At 35.8% G+C, this 23,083-nt stretch carries 23 protein-coding genes and 2 pseudogenes; 22 read left to right on the top strand and 3 right to left on the bottom strand.

What is annotated here, in order from left to right:
• The first annotated feature begins 185 nt into the window (after positions 1 to 185).
• The 3 genes and pseudogenes from FS802_RS08725 (at position 186) to FS802_RS08710 (ending at position 1,608) form a co-directional block, all read left to right on the top strand.
• The gene (locus FS802_RS08725; RefSeq protein WP_001072112.1) at positions 186 to 518 is read left to right on the top strand and encodes a DUF2185 domain-containing protein; all 333 of its coding nucleotides are present in this window, start codon (positions 186 to 188) and stop codon (positions 516 to 518) included.
• 410 nt (positions 519 to 928) lie between these two features.
• A complete protein-coding gene (locus FS802_RS08715; protein WP_000876519.1) occupies positions 929 to 1,312 on the top strand; it encodes a hypothetical protein in 384 nt (127 codons plus the stop codon).
• 55 nt (positions 1,313 to 1,367) lie between these two features.
• A pseudogene (locus FS802_RS08710) lies at positions 1,368 to 1,608 on the top strand (hypothetical protein).
• Positions 1,609 to 1,652: 44 nt separating this feature from the next.
• Here FS802_RS08710 and FS802_RS08705 read toward each other — a convergent pair.
• A pseudogene (locus tag FS802_RS08705) lies at positions 1,653 to 1,769 on the bottom strand (N-acetylmuramoyl-L-alanine amidase C-terminal domain-containing protein); the annotation flags it as partial.
• Between the two features lie 580 nt (positions 1,770 to 2,349).
• On the opposite strand from FS802_RS08705, the gene FS802_RS08700 reads away from it, so the two are divergent.
• The 17 genes from FS802_RS08700 (at position 2,350) to FS802_RS08620 (ending at position 18,725) form a co-directional block, all read left to right on the top strand.
• On the top strand, positions 2,350 to 3,294 hold the full coding sequence (locus FS802_RS08700; protein ID WP_098720257.1) for a ring-cleaving dioxygenase: 945 nt from the start codon (positions 2,350 to 2,352) through the stop codon (positions 3,292 to 3,294).
• Positions 3,295 to 3,338: 44 nt separating this feature from the next.
• Entirely contained in the window at positions 3,339 to 4,316 is a 978-nt protein-coding gene (locus tag FS802_RS08695) for a ring-cleaving dioxygenase (RefSeq protein WP_001072539.1), read from the top strand.
• 255 nt (positions 4,317 to 4,571) lie between these two features.
• The gene (locus tag FS802_RS08690) at positions 4,572 to 5,666 is read left to right on the top strand and encodes a response regulator aspartate phosphatase (RefSeq protein WP_098653167.1); all 1,095 of its coding nucleotides are present in this window, start codon (positions 4,572 to 4,574) and stop codon (positions 5,664 to 5,666) included.
• Positions 5,666 to 5,899, top strand: a complete 234-nt coding sequence (locus FS802_RS08685; RefSeq protein WP_098653168.1) for a Phr family secreted Rap phosphatase inhibitor — start codon at positions 5,666 to 5,668, stop codon at positions 5,897 to 5,899. The genes FS802_RS08690 and FS802_RS08685 overlap by 1 nt, the downstream gene beginning before the upstream one ends.
• 237 nt (positions 5,900 to 6,136) lie before the next feature.
• Complete coding sequence (locus FS802_RS08680) at positions 6,137 to 7,009, top strand: alpha/beta fold hydrolase (protein WP_033657829.1); 873 nt, start codon at positions 6,137 to 6,139, stop codon at positions 7,007 to 7,009.
• Positions 7,010 to 7,087: 78 nt separating this feature from the next.
• Positions 7,088 to 7,288 carry a sporulation YhaL family protein gene (locus tag FS802_RS08675; RefSeq protein WP_000449229.1) on the top strand — a complete coding sequence of 67 codons (201 nt, stop codon included), beginning with the start codon at positions 7,088 to 7,090 and terminating at the stop codon, positions 7,286 to 7,288.
• 173 nt (positions 7,289 to 7,461) lie between these two features.
• Positions 7,462 to 8,313, top strand: coding sequence for a DUF2935 domain-containing protein (locus FS802_RS08670; protein ID WP_000554485.1), 852 nt, complete (start codon positions 7,462 to 7,464; stop codon positions 8,311 to 8,313).
• A 291-nt stretch (positions 8,314 to 8,604) separates the two neighbouring features.
• Positions 8,605 to 9,270 carry a DUF7018 domain-containing (lipo)protein gene (locus tag FS802_RS08665; protein WP_000644839.1) on the top strand — a complete coding sequence of 222 codons (666 nt, stop codon included), beginning with the start codon at positions 8,605 to 8,607 and terminating at the stop codon, positions 9,268 to 9,270.
• A gap of 28 nt (positions 9,271 to 9,298) precedes the next feature.
• A complete protein-coding gene (locus FS802_RS08660) occupies positions 9,299 to 10,372 on the top strand; it encodes a DUF3994 domain-containing protein (protein WP_098653169.1) in 1,074 nt (357 codons plus the stop codon).
• A gap of 444 nt (positions 10,373 to 10,816) precedes the next feature.
• Positions 10,817 to 11,266 (top strand): helix-turn-helix domain-containing protein, encoded by a 450-nt coding sequence (locus FS802_RS08655; RefSeq protein WP_098653170.1) that lies wholly within the window; start codon positions 10,817 to 10,819, stop codon positions 11,264 to 11,266.
• Positions 11,267 to 11,354: 88 nt separating this feature from the next.
• The gene (gene glpP / locus FS802_RS08650) at positions 11,355 to 11,915 is read left to right on the top strand and encodes a glycerol uptake operon antiterminator GlpP (RefSeq protein WP_000394296.1); all 561 of its coding nucleotides are present in this window, start codon (positions 11,355 to 11,357) and stop codon (positions 11,913 to 11,915) included.
• Positions 11,916 to 12,138: 223 nt separating this feature from the next.
• Positions 12,139 to 12,960, top strand: a complete 822-nt coding sequence (gene glpF / locus FS802_RS08645) for a glycerol uptake facilitator protein GlpF (protein ID WP_048545386.1) — start codon at positions 12,139 to 12,141, stop codon at positions 12,958 to 12,960.
• 12 nt (positions 12,961 to 12,972) lie between these two features.
• Positions 12,973 to 14,463, top strand: a complete 1,491-nt coding sequence (gene glpK / locus FS802_RS08640) for a glycerol kinase GlpK (RefSeq protein WP_000759997.1) — start codon at positions 12,973 to 12,975, stop codon at positions 14,461 to 14,463.
• A gap of 133 nt (positions 14,464 to 14,596) precedes the next feature.
• Entirely contained in the window at positions 14,597 to 16,279 is a 1,683-nt protein-coding gene (glpD, locus tag FS802_RS08635) for an aerobic glycerol-3-phosphate dehydrogenase (RefSeq protein ID WP_000672824.1), read from the top strand.
• A gap of 221 nt (positions 16,280 to 16,500) precedes the next feature.
• Positions 16,501 to 17,034, top strand: a complete 534-nt coding sequence (locus FS802_RS08630) for a sigma-70 family RNA polymerase sigma factor (protein WP_064056316.1) — start codon at positions 16,501 to 16,503, stop codon at positions 17,032 to 17,034.
• A 4-nt stretch (positions 17,035 to 17,038) separates the two neighbouring features.
• Positions 17,039 to 17,446, top strand: coding sequence for a PadR family transcriptional regulator (locus FS802_RS08625; RefSeq protein ID WP_073517651.1), 408 nt, complete (start codon positions 17,039 to 17,041; stop codon positions 17,444 to 17,446).
• 7 nt (positions 17,447 to 17,453) lie between these two features.
• Positions 17,454 to 18,725, top strand: coding sequence for an FtsW/RodA/SpoVE family cell cycle protein (locus tag FS802_RS08620; protein WP_064056315.1), 1,272 nt, complete (start codon positions 17,454 to 17,456; stop codon positions 18,723 to 18,725).
• Between the two features lie 6 nt (positions 18,726 to 18,731).
• On the opposite strand, the gene helD is transcribed toward FS802_RS08620, so the two are convergent.
• The gene (gene helD, locus FS802_RS08615) at positions 18,732 to 21,068 is read right to left on the bottom strand and encodes an RNA polymerase recycling motor HelD (RefSeq protein WP_098653172.1); all 2,337 of its coding nucleotides are present in this window, start codon (positions 21,066 to 21,068) and stop codon (positions 18,732 to 18,734) included.
• A gap of 277 nt (positions 21,069 to 21,345) precedes the next feature.
• On the opposite strand from helD, the gene FS802_RS08610 reads away from it, so the two are divergent.
• A complete protein-coding gene (locus FS802_RS08610) occupies positions 21,346 to 21,591 on the top strand; it encodes a cytoplasmic protein (protein ID WP_098653173.1) in 246 nt (81 codons plus the stop codon).
• 218 nt (positions 21,592 to 21,809) lie between these two features.
• On the opposite strand, the gene prsA is transcribed toward FS802_RS08610, so the two are convergent.
• Entirely contained in the window at positions 21,810 to 22,676 is an 867-nt protein-coding gene (gene prsA, locus FS802_RS08605; protein WP_098653174.1) for a peptidylprolyl isomerase PrsA, read from the bottom strand.
• Positions 22,677 to 22,955: 279 nt separating this feature from the next.
• Between prsA and FS802_RS31850 the strand changes: the two genes are divergently transcribed.
• Positions 22,956 to 23,069 (top strand): hypothetical protein, encoded by a 114-nt coding sequence (locus tag FS802_RS31850; RefSeq protein WP_002007073.1) that lies wholly within the window; start codon positions 22,956 to 22,958, stop codon positions 23,067 to 23,069.
• Positions 23,070 to 23,083 lie beyond the last annotated feature (14 nt).

Below are 23,083 nucleotides of genomic sequence, written 5' to 3'. Positions count from 1 at the left end.
TGGCCTCATTAAGTGTTAATAAACTTAGTGGGGCTGTTTTTTTATTAAATTAGAACAGTTTTATAATTTGTGGTTTTCTCAACCAAACTTAGACTTAACTTCTAAAGATAGTACAAGATTTTCAGCTATTGAATACGCTAGAAAATCCCCATATAGATCAAGTTTAATTGAAAGGATGGAAAAATATGAATCAAAAAGAGCCTATTGAATTTATTGAAAAAGCTGGGGCCTGTATTGTTTCAAAAAATATAATAAATGAAACAGGAAAATTGAAATGGATATTGAGGGAGCAATCAATAGATGCGGTAGATAATGGTTGGAGATTTTTTTCAGAGATTGATGATGATGATTATATTAATAATCCGGATAATTTAGTAGTATGTGATTTTAATACTGTAGCAAATATTGAACCGGCCATTCTGGGAATATACGAACTACCAATAGGTAGTGATTTACAATTAGTTTCTGAAAATGGAAAAATAAGATTTGTTGATAATTTAACTGGTAAAGAAGTTTGATGAGAATACGAAAATCTAAAGACAACAAGGTAAACTGGTTCGAGGAGATGTAAATTTACCAAGTGTGAGTTCATTAAATATCTTCGAAAAGAATATAAAATATTATAGTGAGCGAGGAACAGAGAGTAATCTTAAGACATTTAATTCTGAGACAGAAGCATGTGAATACTTCTATACTAGTTTAATTGAGATGTTAAAAGGAATGGGTGTAATTTAAACCTGAAATAAAAGGGTATTTCCGTTTGGGGATGCTCTTTTATTTTATTAACTTTATTTCACATACACATGGGTGCTATTTGCAATTAAGCAAATTTTATTTTACATACACATTATTATACTAATCTAAAGTTTCTGTATTTACATTTTTTCTTTTTATCTCATAATTTCAATTAGGAAAGGGAGGAAAAAACATGAAATATATGGCGTATGTAGAAAAAACCAATAAGTTAATCGAAGAGGAGGTTACAATAAATATTAACGGTGTAGTGTTTACGGGATTCTCCACTGTTTGTCCATATAAAATTGAAGAAGGAAAAAATTATCCTGTTATTCTCGACATTACAGTTTTTGATAGTATTGAAATAAATGAAGGAATAGATGGAGTGAAAAATTTAAAGAGAATTGATAATTCTTTCGAATATCGTATTAGTGGAATATTAAATCGTGGGTTTATTGATGCAGGGATTATTATTACAGACGAAGATGAAATATTCCCAGAACACAGTGAATACTTTAACAAGCATGTTGAAATTGAAGTTGATAGAATCAACATTGAATTTTTAAAAGAAGACTAGTCATTTTCAACAACTTCAAACATGAAATTCAATATAAATAAAGGGGCCCTTACTTATGGCAATATGTTTATTAATGACTAAAGAATTTGAGGATGAAGAGATAGTTGTTTATCAATACTATCCTTCTGAATCACCCGCTAAAATAGGTAAGATGCATTATAATAAAAAGGAACGAATGTTTTATGACATAGAGCAAGCTCCAGTGGATTCATTAAATATGAGAGAACATTATTTTAATTGTGCGATGTCTTAGAAAGAACGAAGAATTTCTAGATAGCATGGCATATGAAGCATAATTAAACGAACATAAAAAAAGCCGCACAAGAGGAAGGCTCTTATCTTACTTAACCTCATACCACCAACATCTACGATCAAGATATCTTTTCATTCCATTAAGTTGCCCATCAGGTGTTTCATAGGGTGAGCAAGCTCCTGATTTTATGATGTTTTGTTTTGTTGATGGCGTTGCAACTTTAATCTAGATGGACTGTTCTTTTCTCCACTAATGTTTTTTATATTTACTAAACCATTATTAAATGCATATTGGAGTAGCGCCACATCGCCATCAAGTTAAGAAAAGAAAATCCCCCAAAACGAGAATTTCTCGTGTTTTTAGTCCAAGAACGTTAGTTATTTGATCTTAAAAGAACAGCTTTTTCTAAATAAGGGATTGCATTAGTTGCAAATGAACTTAGCGTTGTAAATCCACATTTTTATGACGCTATCCCATATAGAAATTCATCATTCTCTAGTCCAAAATGTTATGCAATAAAAAAATGTCTCGAATTTGAGATATTTAGCTTGCTTTTTAATCACTTGAGTTGTAAAGTGATAGTAACGAAAGCGATTGAGTCATATGAAAAACATACACTCACTTGCTTTCGATTAAAAAACGAAGTAACTTATTCAGTAAAAACTAAGATGAATTTACAAAAACATAATAAGCATAAATTGAAAAATTAATAACCATATTATTTGTTGGAAATGTTATTTTTTAGTTATCACTTGACTGGTAAAATGAAGCGGAGGAATTATCAATGTATGAAATTAAAGGGCATCATCACATTTCAATGGTTACAAAAAACGCAAGTGAGAATAACCATTTTTATAAAAACGTGCTTGGGTTACGTCGTGTGAAAATGACGGTAAACCAAGATGATCCGTCTATGTATCACTTATTTTACGGAGATAAAACAGGAAGTCCAGGTACGGAATTATCATTTTTTGAAATGCCTTTAGTAGGGAAAACGTACCGTGGTACGAATGCAATTACGCGAATTGGATTACTCGTTCCGTCAGAGGAAAGCTTACATTACTGGAAAGAACGATTTGAGAAATTTGATGTGAAACATAGTGAAATGACAACATATGCAAATCGTTCTGCTTTACAATTTGAGGATGCTGAAGGTCTTCGTCTCGTACTACTCGTTTCAAACGGAGAAAAAGTAGAGCACTGGGAAACGTGGGAGAAATCCGAAGTTCCTGCACAGCATCAAATTCAAGGAATGGGTTCAGTGGAAATGACGGTGCGTAGACTTGATAAACTGGCGAGTACATTAACAGATATATTTGGTTATACAGAAGTTAGCCGAAGCGACGAAGAAGCGATTTTCCAGTCCATTAAAGGAGAAGCCTTCGGAGAAATCGTTGTGAAATATTTGGATGGTCCTACTGAAAAACCAGGCCGCGGTAGCATTCACCATTTAGCAATTCGCGTGAAAAACAGTGAAGAGCTTGCTTATTGGGAAGAACAGGTAATACAAAAAGGTTTCCATTCTTCTGGCATTATCGACCGTTTCTATTTTAAAAGCTTATACTTCCGCGAATCAAACGGAATCCTATTTGAAATTGCGACAGATGGACCAGGATTTACAGTTGATGGAGATGTAGAGCATTTAGGAGAAAAACTTGATTTACCGCCGTTCTTAGAAAATCAGCGAGCAGAAATTGAAGCGAAATTAGCACCTATTGAAGAGAAATAATAGAAGAGAAAATATAAATTTAAAAACCATTGGAGGAATATAAAATGAACCAATTAAAAGGAATTCACCACGTTACAGCAATTACAAGTAGTGCAGAAAAGAACTATGAATTTTTCACTCACGTTTTAGGAATGCGTTTAGTTAAAAAAACAGTAAACCAAGATGATATTCAAACGTATCATTTATTCTTTGCAGATGATAAAGGTAGTGCAGGAACAGATATGACATTCTTTGACTTCCCAGGTATTCCAAAAGGAGTACACGGTACAAATGAAATTTCAAAAACTTCATTCCGAGTGCCAACTGATGCAGCGTTAGCATATTGGGTAAAACGCTTTGACCGTCTTGAAGTAGAACATACAGGCATTAAAGAGCAATTTGGTAAGAAAACTCTTTCTTTCGTTGATTTCGATGATCAACACTATCAATTAATCTCTGATGAATTAGATAAAGGGATCGAATCAGGTACACCATGGCAAAACGGTCCAGTTCCATTAGAATATGCAATTACTGGCTTAGGACCTGTATTTATTCGTATCGCAAACTTTAGTTTCTTCAAAGAAGTGTTAGAAAAAGTTTTATTATTTAAAGAGATTGCTCAAGAAGGAGAGTTCTATTTATTTGAAGTAAACGAAGGCGGAAACGGTGCTTCTGTCATTGTAGAACATAATACGGTTCTTCCAGAAGCGCAACAAGGCTTTGGTACAGTGCACCATGCCGCATTCCGCGTAGAAGATCGTGCTGTACTAGAAGAATGGATTGAGAGAATCGGTAGCGTAGGGCTTCCTTCATCTGGCTATGTAAATCGTCACTTCTTCGAGTCATTATACGCAAGAGTTGCACCACAAATTTTATTTGAATTTGCAACAGACGGCCCAGGATTTATGGGGGATGAGCCATACGAAACACTTGGCGAAAAATTATCTTTACCTCCATTCCTAGAGCCAAAACGTGAAGAAATCGAAAAATTAGTTCGTCCGATTGATACAGTGAGAAGTACGAAGGAATTTATTAAAGAGTAAAATAGAGATAATAAGTAGGAGAGCAGGTAGTTCTAGCGAATCGCTGGAACTGCTTGCTTTTTTATTTGGGCTATAAAATTTTCTGAAAAATGTTTCTCAAGTTTTTTAAATAGAAATATTTGGTATAATTCATTTAAATTATAAATTTTCTGACAATTGTTTTTCAATACATAGAAAAGAGGTGGTGATATACAATTTGAATAATTGTATAAATATCCTAATTTTGTAAGTTTGGAGAAAAGGAGATGCGGGTGTATGGGAGCAGATGTAGTAACACGGGAGCAAATGAAACATTCTTTAGATGATTGGTATCGTGTAATGTTGCAGCAAAACATAGAGAAAGCCACAGAAATGAAAGAGGAGATTGATAGTAAGATTAGTGGGTTGGAAGTGGATCAGGAGTTATCTTTGTATTTTACCTTATTAGATTTTAGATATAAAATGCTGACGGATTGGTTAAATATAAAAGAAAATAGTTTTGATAGAATAGAATCTTTTGAAATTCCAACTAAAGGGTTTTTAGCGTATTATTATCATTTTTTTAAAGGAATATATTGTACTTCAATGTCTAAATATAGCGATGCAAAGGAAAGTTATGAAAAAGCAAATGAACTACTGAAATATGTTTCGCACTCTTTAGAAAATGCGGAGTTTGATTATCGTATGGGTAATTTTTACTATCAGACATATCAACAAGTTAATGCAATTGATTATTTGAGAAAAGCGAAAGAAGAGTTCAAAAACCATATAGGTTGCGAAATAAATATAGCGCTATGTGAAAATGCTTTTGGTCTGTGTTGTGTAGATTTGAAAAATTATGAACTCGCGGAAGAAAGCTTTAATGCTGCTATGGATATTTTCCAAAAGGTAAATTATGAAAAATATATTTTAATGGTGCGTCATAATTTAGCCTTTTTGTATGCTAGTCAAGATTTATCGGAACTTGCAGTTCGCCATGCATCCGAAGTTACAAAAAAACAGCCGAAATTTTTTAAAGCGCTATTTGTTGAAGCGCGTGAATGTTATAAATTAGGGCAATATCAATTGGCAGCAGATTTGGTTGAAAAAGGTTTGGATATTTGTAAAGAATTAAATAAGGAAGAGTTTCAATATCGTTTTATGATTTTGAAAAGCGTAAACGAAAAATCACCTACATTAAGCTTAGAGCAAGTAGTTTTAGAAGGTATTAATTATTTTGAAAAAGAAGAGCTATGGGAGTGTATACAGGAATACGCTGAAATGTTAGCTCTAAGGTTTTATAAAGAAGAGAATCACAATAAAGCAAGTCATTATTTTTACATGAGTCATAAAGCTCAAAGAAAATTATTAAAAAAAGGGGCGCTAAAATAATGAAAAAGATTCACTTTGGAATGTTGGGGATTGCGTTAGTAGGTGCGTTATCAATTGGAGTTAACAGTGCGTTTACAAATCAAGCATTAAATATAGGAGAGACAGGAGGAGCACCAGCAAGACCAGACTATGTTAGCTTTAATAAAGGAGATACTGGTGGAGCACCGGCCAACTTCAATAAAGGTGACGGTGGCGGTATTAGCAAGCAAGACTCACACGCTGACCATTTTTAAATTAAATAATAAAGTGAAGGGACCTCATAACGAGGTCCCTTTTCTTTTTGGTCATAAAAAGAATTGACTTACTTTAAATATGTAACTATAATAGTTACAAAGTAACCATCACTAGTGGCAATGAGTAATATTTTTTTAGTATAATTGTAACTATCATGGTTACAATTAAAATTAATCATAAAACAACCAAATAATGTAAAAACTTTAAATAGCAACAAGAGAAAGGAGACGGGAATGTTGAAACGGTTTAAATTTTATTTCATTAGCGGTATTGTGCTCGTTTTGTTAATCGTATGTAACTTCGTTGATAAGCCGATTGCGAAGGTTGGAGAAGTGAAAAATACTGTTATGATGAAGCTGAATACGAAAGAGAGTATGGCACAGATTGATGGGCAGACGATTTATTTTAAGCAAATTGGTGAGGGGAAGCCGCCTTTACTTATGCTTCACGGGTTTGGTGGTTCTTCAGATGGGTTTAGTGATATTTATCCGGAACTTGTAAAGGACCATACGATTATCGCGGTTGATATTTTAGGATTTGGACGTTCTTCGAAGCCGGTTGATTTTCAGTATTCGTTTCCTGCGCAAGTGAATTTATATTATAAGTTAATGAAGAGACTCGGGTACGATCAATTCGCAGTACTTGGTCATTCGATGGGCGGAGAGATGTCTCTAAATTTAGCGTATTTATATCCGGATGCAGTAACGCATCTCGTTTTAGCGGATTCTACAGGGATTGAGTCTTTCCAGCAAAAAGAAAGTTATGAAGTGCCGCCGCTATCAACGGACTTACAAACTGTAACAGAGATTACAGATTATAATAAAAATGCAGTAAAAAATAGTCGCGACGATAAAGAGCATTATGATCAGTTGACGAAAATGAGAGAGCGCCGCATCGCGATGGAAGCAGACAAAATTAAGGTGCCGACTTTAATTATATGGGGACGACACGATAAGAGCGTTTCTTGGAAAAATGGTGAACTGTATCATGAGCTATTTGCAAATAGTACGTTCCATATCATTGAAAAAGGATACCACGCACCGTTTCGTCAGGAACCAATAGAGTTTATGGAATATGTACAAGCGTTCTTCGCGAAGAATCCACAATAAAAATTTAAAGCATAAATCCACTTCTTTCCTCATACAGTGAAACTAATAAGGCTTGTCTAAGGAAAGGAATGAAGTACAGTGGAAACTTTACCATGGTGGGTGTATCTTGTAATCGTTGGGATCGTATTAAGTGGCTACATGGTTTTATATACTTCAAAAAAAGAGCAAGAAATGGATAATGAGTTTATTGAAAAAGAAGGCGAAGTGTATATGAAGCGTTTAGAAGAAGAGCGAGAGAAGCGCAATCAGGATAGTGATAAGGATTCGGTGCTGCTTTAATAGACATTTTGAAAGGCTACCAACTAGGAGAACTTTATATCTAGGTGATAGCCTTTTTTCTTTTTGGGGAGCATGTATACGAAATTTATCATGGACTTTTATAAGTGGTATTTATATATATTTCTACTCATAAGAATGGAACTAGCGCAGTATTTACTGGGGGGGGATTAACAATGCATAGGGATGAAACATCATTACATCCTGATACAGGTGTTACATCTGTAATGTTTGTTGAGCGTTCATTAAATGAAATTCGTTTTTGGTCTAGAATCATGAAGGAGCATTCTTTTTTTCTTCGCTTAGGGTTTAGATGTGAGGATACGCAACTAATCGAAGAGGCTAATCAATTTTATCGATTGTTTGAACATATCGAACAAATAGCGCATTCCTATACAAATGAAACAGATCCTGAGCAAATAAAAAGATTTAATTCAGAAGTACAACAAGCCGCAACTAATATTTGGGGATTTAAAAGAAAAATTTTAGGATTAATTCTCACATGTAAATTGCCAGGACAAAATAACTTTCCATTGTTAGTTGACCATACGAGTAGGGAAGCTGATTATTTTAGAAAACGTTTAATACAATTAAATGAAGGTAAATTAGATGCTCTTCCTGATGCTATTATTAAAGAAAATGTTTTCTTTTTAAGGATTATGGCAGACCATGCTAAATTTATTGGTCATCTTCTTGATCCATCGGAAAGAAAGCTTGTAGATACAGCGCGGAATTTTAGCAATGATTTTGATGAATTGATGTATCAAGCAATTGACTTAGAATCTATGAAACCACAATCCCAAACAGTCCCACTTTTAGATCAATTTTTAGATCAAAATCGTGTGTCGGTTACATCTCTTCGGGATTTTAAGAAAACAGCACGTGATTTAATTGAGCAATGTAAAATAAAGAGTATCATTCATCCATTATTAGCAGACCATGTTTTCCGTGAAGCTGATAGATTTCTTGAAATAATTGATATGTTTGATGTTCATCTTACAAATATTCAATCCCAACCTAGATATTAGAAGATAAGGAAAGATAATATTTTACTTTCGGCTGAGAAGTTAACAATTTATTGTTAGCTTCTTTTCTTTGTGATTAAAATTTCTTTTCGTTTAGTAAATTTCCCTGTGAAGACTACATAAATCCCTTTGACCAAATATGTAATTCTCTGTAAAATAATATATATGGAAAGATTATGAATATACAGGAAATCTATGGATAGTAGATTCTAATAAATTATTCGGGGGGATTTATTAGTTAAGTATATTAACTTGTTTGCACTGAATTTTACATATAAAGGGGTATTAGTAATCATGAAAGCAAAGAAATTAGTAAGTTTAGCGTTACCAGTTATGTTATTGAGTGGTTGTATTACAATTGAAACTGATGGTAAGAAAGCCGAACCAAAGAAAGAAGAAACGCAAAAGGTAGAGAAAGAGAGTAAGGCTGCTGAAAAAGAGAGTAAGTCAACTGATAGCAAGAAAGAGGATAGCTTATCTGTAGCGAAAGGTGAAGATACAAACAGTAGTTCCTCAAGTAGTCAACAAAGTTCTTCTTCAAATAATTCTACTTCTTCTAATTCTTCAACTGGTAAGGTAACTGGTTCAGATGTTGAAAGATACAAGGCAGATATTATAAACAGTGCCACTCAAATTGAAGATACAATGAAATTAATTGAAGGAATAGCAGATTCAGACGTAAAATCATACAAACAAAAGAAAAGTGAAGTACAACTGAGTTTAGGTGGAGCAAAGGCAACTGCAACGAAACTGAAGAATCTACAAGCGCCTCCTGAATTACAGGGAGAACAAGCGAAGATAAAGCAATCGATGGAACTGTATGCGGATTGTTTTCAACTTCTTTTTGATGCATTAGACCAAGAAGACGAGAGTAAAATGCATCAATCATTAAGTAAAGCACAAGAAGGCTCAAAACTGTTTGAAGAAGCAGCGAAGAGTATCGGTAGCAAAACTAACTAAGAATAAATTACTTAAAGGGGTATGAGGTATGAAAGTGAAAAAACTAATAGCTGCTGCAGTTCCAGTTGCCATATTATTAAGTGGTTGTGTTACAGTAAAAGATTCGGCAAATAAAGAAGAAAAGACAGAAGAAACAAGTAAATCTAAGGCTGCTGAAACGAAAGAAAAATTAACTAATTCGAAAGAAGAAAGTAAAGATGTTCAAAAGGTTCGAGTTTTAGATGAAGATTATGCACAATATTTATTAGATATTGAACAGGATATGTTAAGACGATTTGATTACTATGATGCTTCTGTAAGAGATTTGAGAAATGGAAGTAAATCAAAAGCTGAGGTATTAGATAGTATTAAAGACATCTATAAAGTATTTGATAAGATAGAGAAGATTTACGCACCGCAAAAACATAAAGAAGAACAAAAAGAGATTGAAAAAGCGACAGGTAAACTAAGAGAAACATTCGGTGAAATAGAGAAGTTATTCAACGATAAAGGCTTCAACTTAGAGACCGATAAGGAAATCTTAAATAAAGCAAATACAAAACTAGAGGAAGCAAAACGTATTTGGAAACCTACATTCGATAAGTTAAGATCCGAAACAAAAGGTGATACAGCCACAGAAAAATCTACTAGTACAACAAGTAGTTCTACATCGACAAGCCCAACTACTGATAGTCAGGCTCAAACAGATAAAAGCCAAGCTAAAACGGGGGTATTTGTAGGTACAGTTGGTACAAGTGAAGAGTTAGGAATTAGTTATGGAAACATGGAGAAGAACATCAAAGATGGGACTGAGATTATTGGTAACTGGGGTATTGATTACGGTAGTGGCATAAAAACTACGTTAGTACTAAAAGGTGATAAAACATTTGAGTCCTATGCGAACGGTTCTTATCCGAATAAAGATAACTATTTAACAGGAACATATGCGGTAGATGTTCCATCATTCCAGTTATCCTTAAAAGTAACAAAAGCAGTTAAAGACGGTCAAGAAGTAAAGCTAACAAATGATAGTATGATGTATAAATTACAAAACTATGATGGAAACACATTACAAATTTATCATATGGATGATAATGTTCGTATTCGTTATGCAAAACAATAAATAGTTGGCAAAAAACTCTGTAATAAAGTTTACAGGGTTTTTTGTTCGTTCTAATTGTATTTCTTCATTAATTTCCCTGGTGCTATCCATATTAGTATAAGTTGAGAAATTAACAAAACGATTTTCTTTTTGGAGAATGATAAGGATTCGGTTTTATTATAATTAGAGGATAGTGGATAACGTATTGTTATCCACTTTTTTATTTCCTAAAATATATTAACGATTCGACATAGGATATCGACTTACCGATACAAAGCGACAATGTTAAGAAGCACGATTATTGTTCGGGAAATTATTATAGGAGCATAGCATATGAAATATACACACTACATAGCGCCATTACAACCTGTAACGTAAAAGTTGCACAGCTAACGCAACGACAACTCGCTTTACTCTTCATCAGTTATTTGACCATACTAGACGTAGAGAGGTGATAAACACAGTATGATTTTTAGTGAACGTTTAAAACAAGAACGAGAAAAACGAAATTGGTCGCAAAATGATTTGGCTGAAAAAATTCATGTAAGTAGGCAGTCTGTTTCGAAATGGGAGACGGGAAAGAACTATCCGAGCATTGAAATTATTATTCATTTAAGTGATCTGTTCGGTATTACGATTGATGAACTGCTAAGGAGTGATGAAGAGTTGACGCAAAAAGTAATCGAAGATAGTAAGCAATTAGCGCATCCAAAATGGAAGGTGTTTTTCGATAGTTTATTTATGATGGGCGTATTTTTGTTTATTACAAAAATCGTTGTATGGATGTTAAATAAGTTTGCCGGAGCGAGCATTACACTTGTAGCAGATGCATCGTATGTAATGAATTTTTTACCCCTCATATTAATGGTTATAGGTGGCACGGCTTCTGATAAGTTGAAGAAAATATATAGATAGAGGAAATAATTCCACTGCACTAGCTGTTCTTTCTACTCAAATTGTGTACTATAAAGGATAGGATGACATAAAGAAGGGGACATTTAGAATGGAATTTCATGAACAGAAGATTTTGCCGGCAGTGAGGCAAATTAAAGATTTGGAAAAGCTATTACATAGTTCGTATGAGTATATTGTTATTTTAGATATTCATGTTGGTCAATTGAAGAGTGTTGTGTCACTTGCGAAGCAGCATAGTAAAAAGGTGTTTTTACATGTTGATTTGATTCATGGATTACAAAGTGATGGGCATGCGACGGAGTTTTTATGCCAAGAATATAAACCGTACGGGTTACTTTCGACAAAGGCGAGCGTGATTATGAAGGCGAAGCAAAAGGGTGTCGTCTCAATTCAGCGCATCTTTTTAATTGATTCTAGCGCGATGGAAAAGAGCTGTAATTTGCTAGAAAAGACGAAGCCGGATTATATAGAGGTGCTTCCTGGTGCGCTAACCGATGTGATTGCTGAAGTGAAAGAGCGTACTGGTGTCCCGATTTTAGCGGGTGGTTTCATTCGTACTGTGCAAGATGTTGAAAGAGCTTTAAGTGCTGGTGCGACAGCAATTACGACATCAAAAAAAGAACTATGGAAACATTACCAAAAAAAGTGACGAAAATGTGAAAAAATTCTGTTGACACCGCTTTCATGAAAGGTTAACATTATAGACAAGTTAATAAACGTGACGGAGAAAAGAAGAGATCCACATTTTATTGTTTCTATATATTATATAGAAGCATGTAAGCTGTGGATCTTTTTCTTTTGAAAAAACGAATGGCCATTCATTTTACCTCTATCACATTTGAACGCATTTAAATTGATTGTGGAGGGATTTTATGTCAGCATTTTTAGGGGAATTAATAGGGACAGCGTTGTTAATCGTACTTGGTGGCGGCGTTTGTGCTGGTGTAAGTTTAAAGAAATCGTTTGCGAAAGATTCTGGATGGATTGTAATTACAATGGGCTGGGGCTTAGCGGTAGCGGTTGCAGCGTACGCGGTTGGATCAATTAGTGGGGCACATTTAAATCCGGCTTTAACGATAGGACTAGCATTTAAGGGAGCGTTCCCATGGAGTGACGTACCAGGTTATATCGCAGCACAAATGATTGGGGCAATTATCGGGGCAGTTATCGTATATTTACATTACTTACCACACTGGAAAGAAACAGAAGATCCAGGAACAAAGTTAGGCGTATTTGCAACAGGTCCAGCAATTCCGAACACATTTGCAAACCTTTTAAGTGAAATGATTGGAACATTCGTTTTAGTATTTGGTATATTAGCAATTGGAGCAAATAAATTTGCAGATGGTTTAAATCCATTTATCGTAGGTTTCTTAATTGTAAGTATTGGTTTATCATTAGGTGGAACGACAGGATACGCGATTAACCCAGCTCGTGATTTAGGTCCGCGTATCGCACACTTCTTCCTTCCGATTGCAGGAAAAGGCGGTTCAAACTGGAAGTATGCATGGATTCCAGTAGTTGGTCCAATTCTAGGTGGATCACTTGCAGGATTATTCCATCAAGTTGTATTTGAAGGAAAACAAAATGCAGCACTTATTTATGTGATTATTGCAACTGTGATTGTACTAGCAATCTCTTATATGACAAGTAAAAAAAGTGAAAGCAATACAAATAGTAGAAAAGTAGCATAGGGGGAAACCGATATGAAAAAATATATTCTTTCTTTAGACCAAGGAACAACTAGCTCACGCGCAATTCTGTTCAATAAAAAAGGTGAAATTGTTCATTCAGCTCAAAAAGAGTTTACACAACATTTTCCAAAGCCAGGTTGGGTAGAGCATAATGCACAAGAAATTTGGGGATCTATTTTAGCAGTTATCGCAACTTGCTTAAGCGAAGCAGATGTAAAACCAGAACAAATCGCTGGTATCGGTATTACGAACCAACGTGAAACAGCGGTTGTTTGGGATAAAACGACTGGAAAACCAATTTACAACGCAATCGTATGGCAATCTCGTCAAACAGTTGAAATTTGTGATGAGTTAAAAGAAAAAGGGTATAGCGAAATGGTTCGCGAAAAAACAGGTCTTTTAATTGACGCATACTTCTCTGGTACGAAAGTAAAATGGATTTTAGATAACGTTGAAGGTGCAAGAGAAAAAGCAGAAAACGGCGATCTATTATTCGGAACGATTGATACGTGGCTTGTATGGAAATTGTCTGGCGGTAAAGCGCACGTAACGGATTACTCAAATGCATCACGTACATTAATGTTTAACATTCACGACTTACAGTGGGATGATGAGCTTCTAGACATGTTAACGGTGCCAAAGAGCATGCTTCCAGAAGTACGTCCATCATCTGAAATATATGGAGAAACAATTGATTATCACTTCTTCGGTCAAAATATACCGATTGCAGGTGTAGCTGGTGACCAGCAAGCAGCATTATTTGGACAAGCTTGTTTCGGTGAAGGTATGGCGAAGAACACGTACGGAACTGGTTGTTTCATGTTAATGAACACAGGTGAAAAAGCAGTAGCTTCTGAGCATGGTCTATTAACAACAATTGCATGGGGAATAGATGGTAAAGTGAACTATGCATTAGAAGGAAGTATTTTCGTAGCAGGTTCTGCAATTCAGTGGTTACGTGACGGAATGCGCATGTTTAAAGATGCAAGCGAAAGTGAAGTGTACGCATCACGCGTTGCATCAACTGAAGGTGTATACGTTGTACCAGCATTCGTAGGTTTAGGTACACCGTACTGGGATAGTGAAGTACGCGGCGCTATGTTTGGTGTAACGCGCGGTACGACGAAAGAGCATTTCATTCGTGCAACACTAGAATCTTTAGCGTACCAAACGAAAGATGTATTATGCGCAATGGAAGCAGATTCAGGTATTGAACTAAAAACATTACGCGTTGATGGTGGAGCAGTTAAAAATAACTTCTTAATGAAGTTCCAAAGTGATATTTTAGCTGTTCCTGTAGAGCGTCCAGTGATCAACGAAACGACAGCTTTAGGTGCAGCGTACTTAGCTGGTCTTGCGGTTGGATATTGGAAAAACCAAGATGAAATTAAAGAACAGTGGCATATGGACAAACGCTTTGAACCAACGATGGAAGCGGAAACAAGCGAAGAGCTATATGCTGGATGGAAAAAAGCAATTGAAGCAACAAAAGCTTTCAAATAATCATAAACAGTGTTATAATGGTGACAAGTTAATAATTCGGTAGGAGATTTGGAGAGACCACAACACGCTATAGAGGCGAAATCTATAGCGGAGTTCGTGGTCTCTTTTTTCGTTATCAAAGGGAGGAATTACCATGAAATTTTCAAGTAAACAACGTAAAGACGTATTAAACGGAGTAAATAAACAAGAGTTAGATGTGATCGTAATTGGTGGAGGTATTACTGGTTCTGGTATTGCATTAGATGGAGCAACACGCGGGTTATCAACAATTGTGTTTGAAATGCAGGACTTTGCAGCAGGTACATCAAGTCGTTCAACGAAGCTTGTACACGGTGGTCTACGTTATTTAAAACAACTTGAAGTGAAAATGGTAGCAGAGGTGGGGAAAGAGCGTGCGATCGTATATGAGAACGGTCCCCATGTAACAACACCAGAGTGGATGTTACTTCCGTTCCATACAGGCGGTACGTTCGGATCATTCAGTACATCAATTGGTCTTCGTGTATACGACTTCTTAGCAGGCGTAAAACGAAGCGAGCGCAGAAAAATGTTTAACCGTGAAGAAACATTAAACAAAGAGCCACTTGTAAAAAAAGAAGGATTAAAAGGCGGCGGTTACTACGTAGAATATCGTACAGACGATGCGCGTCTTACAATTGAAGTAATGAAAGAAGCAATTGAACACGGTGCGAAAGCTGTTAACTACGCAAAAGTAGACAGTTTCTTATATAAAGATGGAAAAGTATGTGGTGTACGTGTAATCGATTTACTAGATGGAGAAGTGTATGAAGTGTACGGTAAGAAAATTGTAAATGCAGCTGGCCCTTGGGTAGATACACTTCGTGAAAAAGATAACTCGAAAAAAGGGAAAGTACTTCAGTTATCAAAAGGTGTGCATTTAGTAATTGACCAAAAACGGTTCCCATTAGGGCAAGCTATTTACTTCGATACACCAGATAAACGTATGGTGTTCGCGATTCCTCGCGGCGGAAAAACATACGTAGGTACAACAGATACGTTCTATGATAAAGACGCAGCTGTACCGCACATGACAACAGAAGATCGCACATATATCATTAATGCGATTAACTACATGTTCCCAAGTGTGAAAATTACAGAAAAAGATGTGGAGTCAAGCTGGGCTGGTGTACGTCCGTTAATTTACGAAGAAGGTAAGAATGCATCTGAAATTTCTCGTAAAGATGAAATTTGGACTTCTGAATCTGGTTTAATTACAATCGCAGGTGGTAAATTAACAGGATACCGTAAAATGGCTGAAATGGTAGTAGACTACGTAACAAACCTATTACAAAAAGAAGGTCATAGTGCATATCCGAAGAGCGACACGAAACATATGCCAATCTCTGGTGGACATGTAAGTGGTTCACACGGATTCCCAGCATTCGTTGCGAAAAAAGCAGACGAAGGCACGAAATCTGGTTTAACGAAAGCACAAGCAGAAGAATTCGCGAAATTCTACGGCTCTAACGTAGACGTACTGTTCGACTTAGCGAAAAAACATAAAGACGAAGCGAAAGAATACAACATGCCGCTAGACGTTCTAATCCCACTTGTATACGCAATGGATTACGAAATGACAGCAAAACCAGTTGACTTCTTCGTACGCCGTAGAGGCGCTGTATTCTTCAACATCCACTGGGTATATGAGTGGAAAGAAGCAGTAATCAACTACATGGCTGCGAAACTAGGCTGGAGCAAAGAAGAGCAAATGAAATACACAGCTGAACTAGAAAAAGCATTAACAGACGCTGTAATTCCTGTAGATCAACAAGAGCAGGCAGCTGCATTAGCGTAAAATAGAGAACCACCTGAAGGGGAGCCTTTAGGTGGTTTTTTGTTTTATTATGAATGTGCTAAAGTCTCGATTAAAGTGTTGTATCACAATAAAAGGTTTACTCTTAGTGAAGAAAAATTAAAGTTAAAAAACGATACGGACACTATCATCCGTATTTTTTATAAATTAATAAAACTTTTCCATACGGTGCGTCGTCTAATATATGGGGAGGAGGAAATGGTGTGGATGAATTAACGGTAGAAGCGTTTGAAATAGAAGATAAGGAACTCCTTATCGATGAAATCATGAATAAGTATGGACAAGAAGTCTTACAGCTTGTGTATTCATATGTGAATAATAAAGAGGTTGCTGAGGATGTAACGCAAGATATATTTGTGAAATGTTATAAATCTCTTCATACATACAAAGGGAAGTCGAATGTGAAAACGTGGTTATGGAGAATTGCGATTAATCAATGTAAGGACTATATAAAAAGTTGGTATAACAAAAAGGTGATCGTGACAGAAGATGAATCAGCTTATATTGGGGTTCAAAATGATAGTGTCGAACAAACTGTGATTCAAAATGCGGAGGACCGTGAGCTCGCTTCTGCAGTAATGAATTTACCGATAAAATATCGAGAAGTCATTTATCTATTTTATTATGAAGAATTACCAATTAAAGATATTGCCATTGTAATAGACGTGAAAGAAAACACGATAAAAACGAGACTGAAAAAAGCGAAGGAGCTTTTGAAGAAAGGATTGGAGGAGTAATCAAATGGAAGATCGATTAAAAGGCCTGCGAAAATCAATGGAGAATACAACGTTTAAACATTTGAGTTTTTCCGATCAACATCGAAAGCAGGTGCGCGAAAAAATCAATGCTTCAAACGAAAAGGAAGAGGACATCTCTTTAGCAATTTTACAACTCCTCAGTAATGAAAAAACAGGATACGAATTGTCACAGTTACTACGAGGGAGAGGGATTCGAAAATTCGAAGGAAATGAAGGTTTTTTATATACCGTATTACATCGTCTAGAACAGAATCGTTTTATTCAATCAAGTTGGGATCATGAAGGAGCGAAATATTATCAATTAAATGATAAAGGAAGAAAGATGCTGCGAAAGGCAGAGAAAAATGCTACGAAGGTACAATTTATATTAAAAGGCTTAGTACAGGAGTGAGGCGAAATTGAATAAAAAAGGGGAGCGTTTTGTAAGCGAAGTTACGAACCATATTAAATCAAAAGAAGCAAAGAGCTTTGTAGCAACTGAACTAGATTTTCACTTAAAACAGGCGAAGAACACGTGGGTAGAGAAAGGGTTAAGTGAGGAAGTTGCTGAAGATAAGGCTGTTGAGCAAATGGGAAGTCCAATTAAATTAGGGCAGGAACTTAATAAACTTCATAAGCCAAAGGTGGATTGGTTCTTGCTTATTTTGTTAGTGGCTGCTATGGGGTTAGGGTTTTTGCCGGTTCTCGCTTTTGGATATATGAATGACTTACTAATGAATAAGGTGATATCTGTTATTCTCGGTATTGCAACAGTTGTAGTGATGATGCTGACTGATTATCGGAAATTAGAGAGATTAGGGTGGCTGTTTTATACAATTGGTGTACTTATCTTGTTAATATTAGATTATTTTCCGAACGCTTTGGTGGCTGGAGAACCGTTAATAAAAATTGGTCCCGTTGCAATTAGTCGTTTAATGGCAGTGCCGTTCTTTTTTCTAGGTTGGGCTTCTTTTTTCAATAATAGTAGGTTGAAAGTTAGGTATCTTGTGGCTTTGTATTTATTTTCTCTGTATTTATTCTTGATTGGATCCGCTTTTTCAACAATGTTTATTTATATCGCAATGGTCTTTGTTATGCTTTGGTGGAGTAAATTAGGAAAGAAAACGGCAGTGATTATTACGGTTGTACCCATTTGTTTATTTATTATTAAGGTATCCTTTTCCGTGGCCTCAGCAAAAAGATACTACTTGGAGAGATTTTTAGGGTATATAAATCCAGAGCGTGATGCACGTGGCGCAGGATTTATGTATATACGTTTAAAAGAGGTAATGTCGTCGGCTGGTTGGTTTGGTACATCTGGAGATACAAAGTTCATCCCTGCTGCGGATACTGATTTTGTGTTTGCAAGTTTGACTTACTATTATGGGTATTGGCTTGCGCTCATTCTTGTCTTCGTTCTTTCTCTTTTTGCAGCAAGATTAGTAATCATATCTTATAAAATAAATGACCGATATGGTAAATTGCTTCTCATTGGAGGAATGACTCTTTTCGTAGTCCAGTTTATTTATAACGTGGGCATGATTTTAGGTTTATTACCGATTGCTTCTATATCGTTGCCTTTTATTAGTTATGGATTAACACCAACTGTATTCCATGCGCTTTTAATAGGGATCGTGTTAAGTGTATATCGACGTAAAGATATGTCGTTTAGCATGAGAAAAACACCTTGATAATTATCAAGGTGTTTTCGTTGTAAGCTCAAAACTCTCCGAATCAGCCCCAAGTATAAAAGGACTAACCTCGCCAACGCTATAAAGTTGTAGCTCATGCATTGCGCGCGTGCAAGCTGTGTAGAACAATCTACGAACGCTCTCATCGCTGTACACATCTTTAGAAGCATCGTAAATAATGACAGCATCAAATTCGATACCTTTCGCTAAGTAAGCAGGGATCACGACAATTCCTTGCTCATACTCGGCTGAGTTACTCTTCACGAGTTTAATATTCTCGATATGACTAAGTGCTTCGTGGGCAGCGGCGCTTTCAGTTGCAGATTTACATATAATTGCGATCGTATTGTGCTGTTGTTTTTGTAGTTCAGCAACTTTTGCAGTAATATGCTGGTGCAGTTCGTTGGCATTCGATACTTTCGTCACTGTAGGTTTCTCGCCGTCACGTTCAAAGGCGTGAATGTTCTCTCCTTCCGGTACGAGAGCACGTGTAAATTCAATGATTGGTTTTGTTGAGCGATAGCTACGAGTTAAGTTGATACCGTTCGTTTCATCTGGTCCGTATAAGCTAGTAAGTGTATTGAAATTCACTGCTTCACTCGCATGGGCAAATATCGCTTGGTTAAAGTCTCCGAGTACAGTCATTCTTGCAGCAGGGAAGAGACGTTTTAAAAACTCAAATTGAAACGGTGAATAATCTTGTGCTTCGTCTACGAGTACATGTTTAATCGATCTATTCGTTTGGAAGCCTTCAATTAATTCTTTTAAAAGTAAAAATGGAGTCGCATCCTCATAATATAGCTTTCCTTCATCGAGCATGTTTACTGTTAATGAACAAATGTCATCCCACTCTTTCGGTTTTTCTCCAGTCACCCATGATGCATCTGTGAAGAGCTGTTTATATATGCCTGTGAAATTGATGAAACGCAATGTTTGAACGCCTTTACGAAGTGGTTTCAATTTTTTACGGACAATCATACGTCCAAGTACTTTCGTTTCTTTCTCATAATCATTAAAGGAGTTGTCGTCAAACTCGCCTTTTTTCTGTAAATATTTATAAGCCTTTTGGTATTCATCTTTACTCAGTAATTCAATTTCTTCTTCTACCCAAGGCTTTTTCAGTTCTGCTTTTTCAATTGCATCTATTTGTTTATTTAGCCAATCTGTTAACTTTTCAATTCGATTATGGAAGCGGAGGGAGGAGTCAGTGTTGTAAAATTGTTCTGTAATTTCTTTAGCAGAAGCAATTAACTTTCCTCTAAATTTCATTCCTCTAAATAGCATGCCTGAAGATTCAAGAGATTGTCTGTACGCTCTAATCATCTCGAAAAATTGAGTGGATGCTTTAAATCGAATACTCGCATTTCTCGTTTTATAGGTAGGGCTATTCGTTTCAGTTAACATATATTCTAATTGCTCATAAGGGTCTTCAACGTCAAATGCCTTACTGAGTCTATGGTTTAAATATTCTTGGAATGTCACTTGCTGCATATTTTCTTCACCGAGTTCAGGTAGTACGTTAGAAACGTAGCTATTGAACATAGAGTTAGGGGAGAAGAGAATAATTTGATCCGCTTTTAACCATTCACGATATTTATATAGTAAGTAGGCGATTCGTTGCAGGGCAGCTGATGTTTTCCCGCTACCAGCAGCTCCTTGCACGATAAGTAGTCGGCCTTCATCGTGACGGATAATTTCATTTTGCTCGCGCTGAATCGTAGCAACGATGCTTTGCATATGTTTGTTCGTACCTTTTCCAAGCGCTTGTTGCAAGATTTCATCGCCAATTGTAAGGCTCGTATCGAACATAGAATCAATCTCGCCATTTTGAATAATGTATTGTAATTTTTTCTCTACATTACCGTGAATTACGCCGCCTGGAGTACTGTATTCAGCCGGTCCTGGCGGATAATCGTAGTACACACTCGAAATAGGTGCGCGCCAGTCATATATAAGAAAGTTTTCTCCGCTTGCATCAGTAAGTGTAGCTACGCCGATATAAATTTTCTCCGCAGCAGATTCTCCTTCTTCTTTGAAATCAATTCGTCCGAAATAAGGTGCTTTATGCATACGTCTTAATGCGGCAAGTCGATTAAAGGTGTGCTTATGGGTAATTTGTGTGACAGCTAGTGACTGAGCTTGTTGTCTTAAGTTGATAACTGTTTCAAGATAATCATCAAAAGTATCAGTATTCACTTTCACGTCATCCCAAAAGTGTTTACGAATATGGATTACTTCCGCCCGGCGTCTGCCAGTTTCATTTTCCAGTTTATCAATTTGCGCCGTAATCGTTTCTATTACGGTATCCAATCGTTTTTGCTCTAAATCAAGTTTTTTGTTCATACGGTAAGCACTCCTTTAAAAGTGAAAAATAGAGGTTGACTGAAGATGTGTTTTGGTGTACAATTAAGATACGGATAAATACGTTCTGAATATTTTCCGAAACGTGTTTCTGTACTAATTTAACATAGTTTCTTAATTTAATCAATGATAATAAGATAAACCTTGGTTCCGTGTGTGATGGAATCAAGGTTTTTGGTTTTTCTTTAAGAAAGAATTGAAATTTTGTCGAGGAGAACCTAAGTAAAGCATAAAAGAAAATGAGGAATAGGGGATACTGATGGAAAAACATTTTGAGGAAGCGCATCGCTTTTGTTCTCGTAATAGAAAACATTTAGAAAAAGATGTTGTATGTGGTTGTTTTTATTGTTTGGAAATTTTCAATCCAGACAAAATTACAGAGTGGTGGGATGATGATAACACAGCAGTTTGTCCGCATTGTGGGATTGACGCTATTATCGGAGAAAGCTCTGGATTTAAAATCACAGAAATGTTTTTAAGTGAAATGCATAAAAGATGGTTTTAGTTAAATGAATGACAAAATCAACTTCTGTTAACGAAGATTATGTAAATATATAAGTAACTAAGATTTTACACGATCCATAAAACGAAAAAGATGTTAACCTTTCTGTAGAATCGGGGAAGTAATCATATAATTTCATTTATCCAATCTACACGTAATGTATCACGAGAAGAGAGCGTACAAAAAAAGCTTGGGCCGAAGCCCAAGCTTTTTTCACTTCATTATTTCTTTTCGTCTTTCTTATCGTCAGCTTTTTGCTCTTTGAAAAGATCTTTCAAATCTTTATCGTCAACTTTTACGTCAGCTTTTTTGATTTCTTTCATCATAAGATCGTTCATGAATTCGCCGTCTTGTGCTTTCTTCGCAACTAACTCTTTTTTCAGGTCAGCTTTTGATTGCTCGAATGATTTTTCTGGCTCTTTAATGTCTGTAACTTTAATGATGTGGTAACCGAATTGTGTTTTTACAGGTTCGCTTACTTCATCTTTTTTCAGTTTATAAGCAGCATCTTCGAATTCTTTAACCATTTTACCATGTTCGAAGAATCCTAAGTCGCCACCTTTTTCTTTTGAACCAGTATCTTCAGAGTATTGTTTCGCTAACTCTTCGAAAGATTTACCTTGTCCAAGTTCTTCTTTAACCTTTTTAGCAGTCGCTTCATCTTTTACAAGAATGTGGCTTGCCTTAACTTGAGGCTTGTAGTTATCTTTTAATTCTTTATCAGTGATTGTTTTCTCGATTGCTTTTTCTTGAGCTAGAGAGGCACGGATAGTATTTTTAAATGTTTCTTCTTTCATGCCTTGTTGTTTTAATAGTGTATCGAATTGATCACCAACTTGTTTTTTTGTTTCGTCGAACTTCTTGTCTACTTCTTTGTCTTCAACTTTGTAGTTTTTAATAAGTACTTTTTCCATAACCATGTTGTTTAGTACTTGTTTACCAGCTTGTGTCTTCATTTGATTGTAGAACTCGTCTTTTGTAATGTCACCAGCTTTAGATGTAACGATTTTGTCTGATGATGATCCTGTTCCACATGCTGATAATGCGATTACACTTGTTGCGGCTAAGGCAAGCATAGCTTTCTTCATTCGATAAACACTCCTACTATTATGTATTTTTAATTTATCCTACACCAATGAATTTTGGTTCATAAGAGCCCGATTAAGTCTCACTGATACTTTTGCTTTTTTCGTTGGTAAAGCGCGCTTAACAGGGCTTACCGAGGCTGAGGATAAAGTTAAGATGCGTGTCATTTATTTCATAGTATAAGCAATATGTACAAAATTTAATATATCATATTTCGACTCGATTTCATATTGATAAAGAAAATTTAACCAGTACGTGTCAGATTTTGAAGGTGTAGCCTATTGGGCGCATGCCGCATATATAGAAAAGAGGAGGGGATGGGGATGAATTCTCAACTTATTTTATTACTTGTACTGTTTATTTTATTGGTTATAGTAGGTATAATTTGCTTATAGAGGAAAAAGTGAGG

It is taken from the genome of Bacillus sp. DE0042 (genome assembly GCF_007680225.1).
GTDB classification, from domain to species: domain Bacteria; phylum Bacillota; class Bacilli; order Bacillales; family Bacillaceae_G; genus Bacillus_A; species Bacillus_A wiedmannii.
Note: the sequence above shows the minus strand (reverse complement) of the source record. Positions and strands in the feature narration are given on the sequence as shown.

Bases quoted from the DNA above. Each gene is read 5' to 3' on its own strand.
- FS802_RS08685 (WP_098653168.1), top strand. From the start codon at position 5,666: ATGAAAAAGATTCACTTTGGAATGTTGGGGATTGCGTTAGTAGGTGCG.
- prsA (WP_098653174.1), bottom strand. From the start codon at position 22,676: ATGAAGAAAGCTATGCTTGCCTTAGCCGCAACAAGTGTAATCGCATTA.
- FS802_RS08670 (WP_000554485.1), top strand. From the start codon at position 7,462: ATGCATAGGGATGAAACATCATTACATCCTGATACAGGTGTTACATCT.
- glpD (WP_000672824.1), top strand. From the start codon at position 14,597: ATGAAATTTTCAAGTAAACAACGTAAAGACGTATTAAACGGAGTAAAT.
- FS802_RS08625 (WP_073517651.1), top strand. From the start codon at position 17,039: ATGGAAGATCGATTAAAAGGCCTGCGAAAATCAATGGAGAATACAACG.
- glpK (WP_000759997.1), top strand. From the start codon at position 12,973: ATGAAAAAATATATTCTTTCTTTAGACCAAGGAACAACTAGCTCACGC.
- FS802_RS08725 (WP_001072112.1), top strand. From the start codon at position 186: ATGAATCAAAAAGAGCCTATTGAATTTATTGAAAAAGCTGGGGCCTGT.
- glpP (WP_000394296.1), top strand. From the start codon at position 11,355: ATGGAATTTCATGAACAGAAGATTTTGCCGGCAGTGAGGCAAATTAAA.
- FS802_RS08660 (WP_098653169.1), top strand. From the start codon at position 9,299: ATGAAAGTGAAAAAACTAATAGCTGCTGCAGTTCCAGTTGCCATATTA.
- FS802_RS08665 (WP_000644839.1), top strand. From the start codon at position 8,605: ATGAAAGCAAAGAAATTAGTAAGTTTAGCGTTACCAGTTATGTTATTG.
- FS802_RS08610 (WP_098653173.1), top strand. From the start codon at position 21,346: ATGGAAAAACATTTTGAGGAAGCGCATCGCTTTTGTTCTCGTAATAGA.
- helD (WP_098653172.1), bottom strand. From the start codon at position 21,068: ATGAACAAAAAACTTGATTTAGAGCAAAAACGATTGGATACCGTAATA.
- FS802_RS08715 (WP_000876519.1), top strand. From the start codon at position 929: ATGAAATATATGGCGTATGTAGAAAAAACCAATAAGTTAATCGAAGAG.
- FS802_RS08700 (WP_098720257.1), top strand. From the start codon at position 2,350: ATGTATGAAATTAAAGGGCATCATCACATTTCAATGGTTACAAAAAAC.
- FS802_RS08690 (WP_098653167.1), top strand. From the start codon at position 4,572: ATGGGAGCAGATGTAGTAACACGGGAGCAAATGAAACATTCTTTAGAT.
- FS802_RS08695 (WP_001072539.1), top strand. From the start codon at position 3,339: ATGAACCAATTAAAAGGAATTCACCACGTTACAGCAATTACAAGTAGT.
- glpF (WP_048545386.1), top strand. From the start codon at position 12,139: ATGTCAGCATTTTTAGGGGAATTAATAGGGACAGCGTTGTTAATCGTA.
- FS802_RS08655 (WP_098653170.1), top strand. From the start codon at position 10,817: ATGATTTTTAGTGAACGTTTAAAACAAGAACGAGAAAAACGAAATTGG.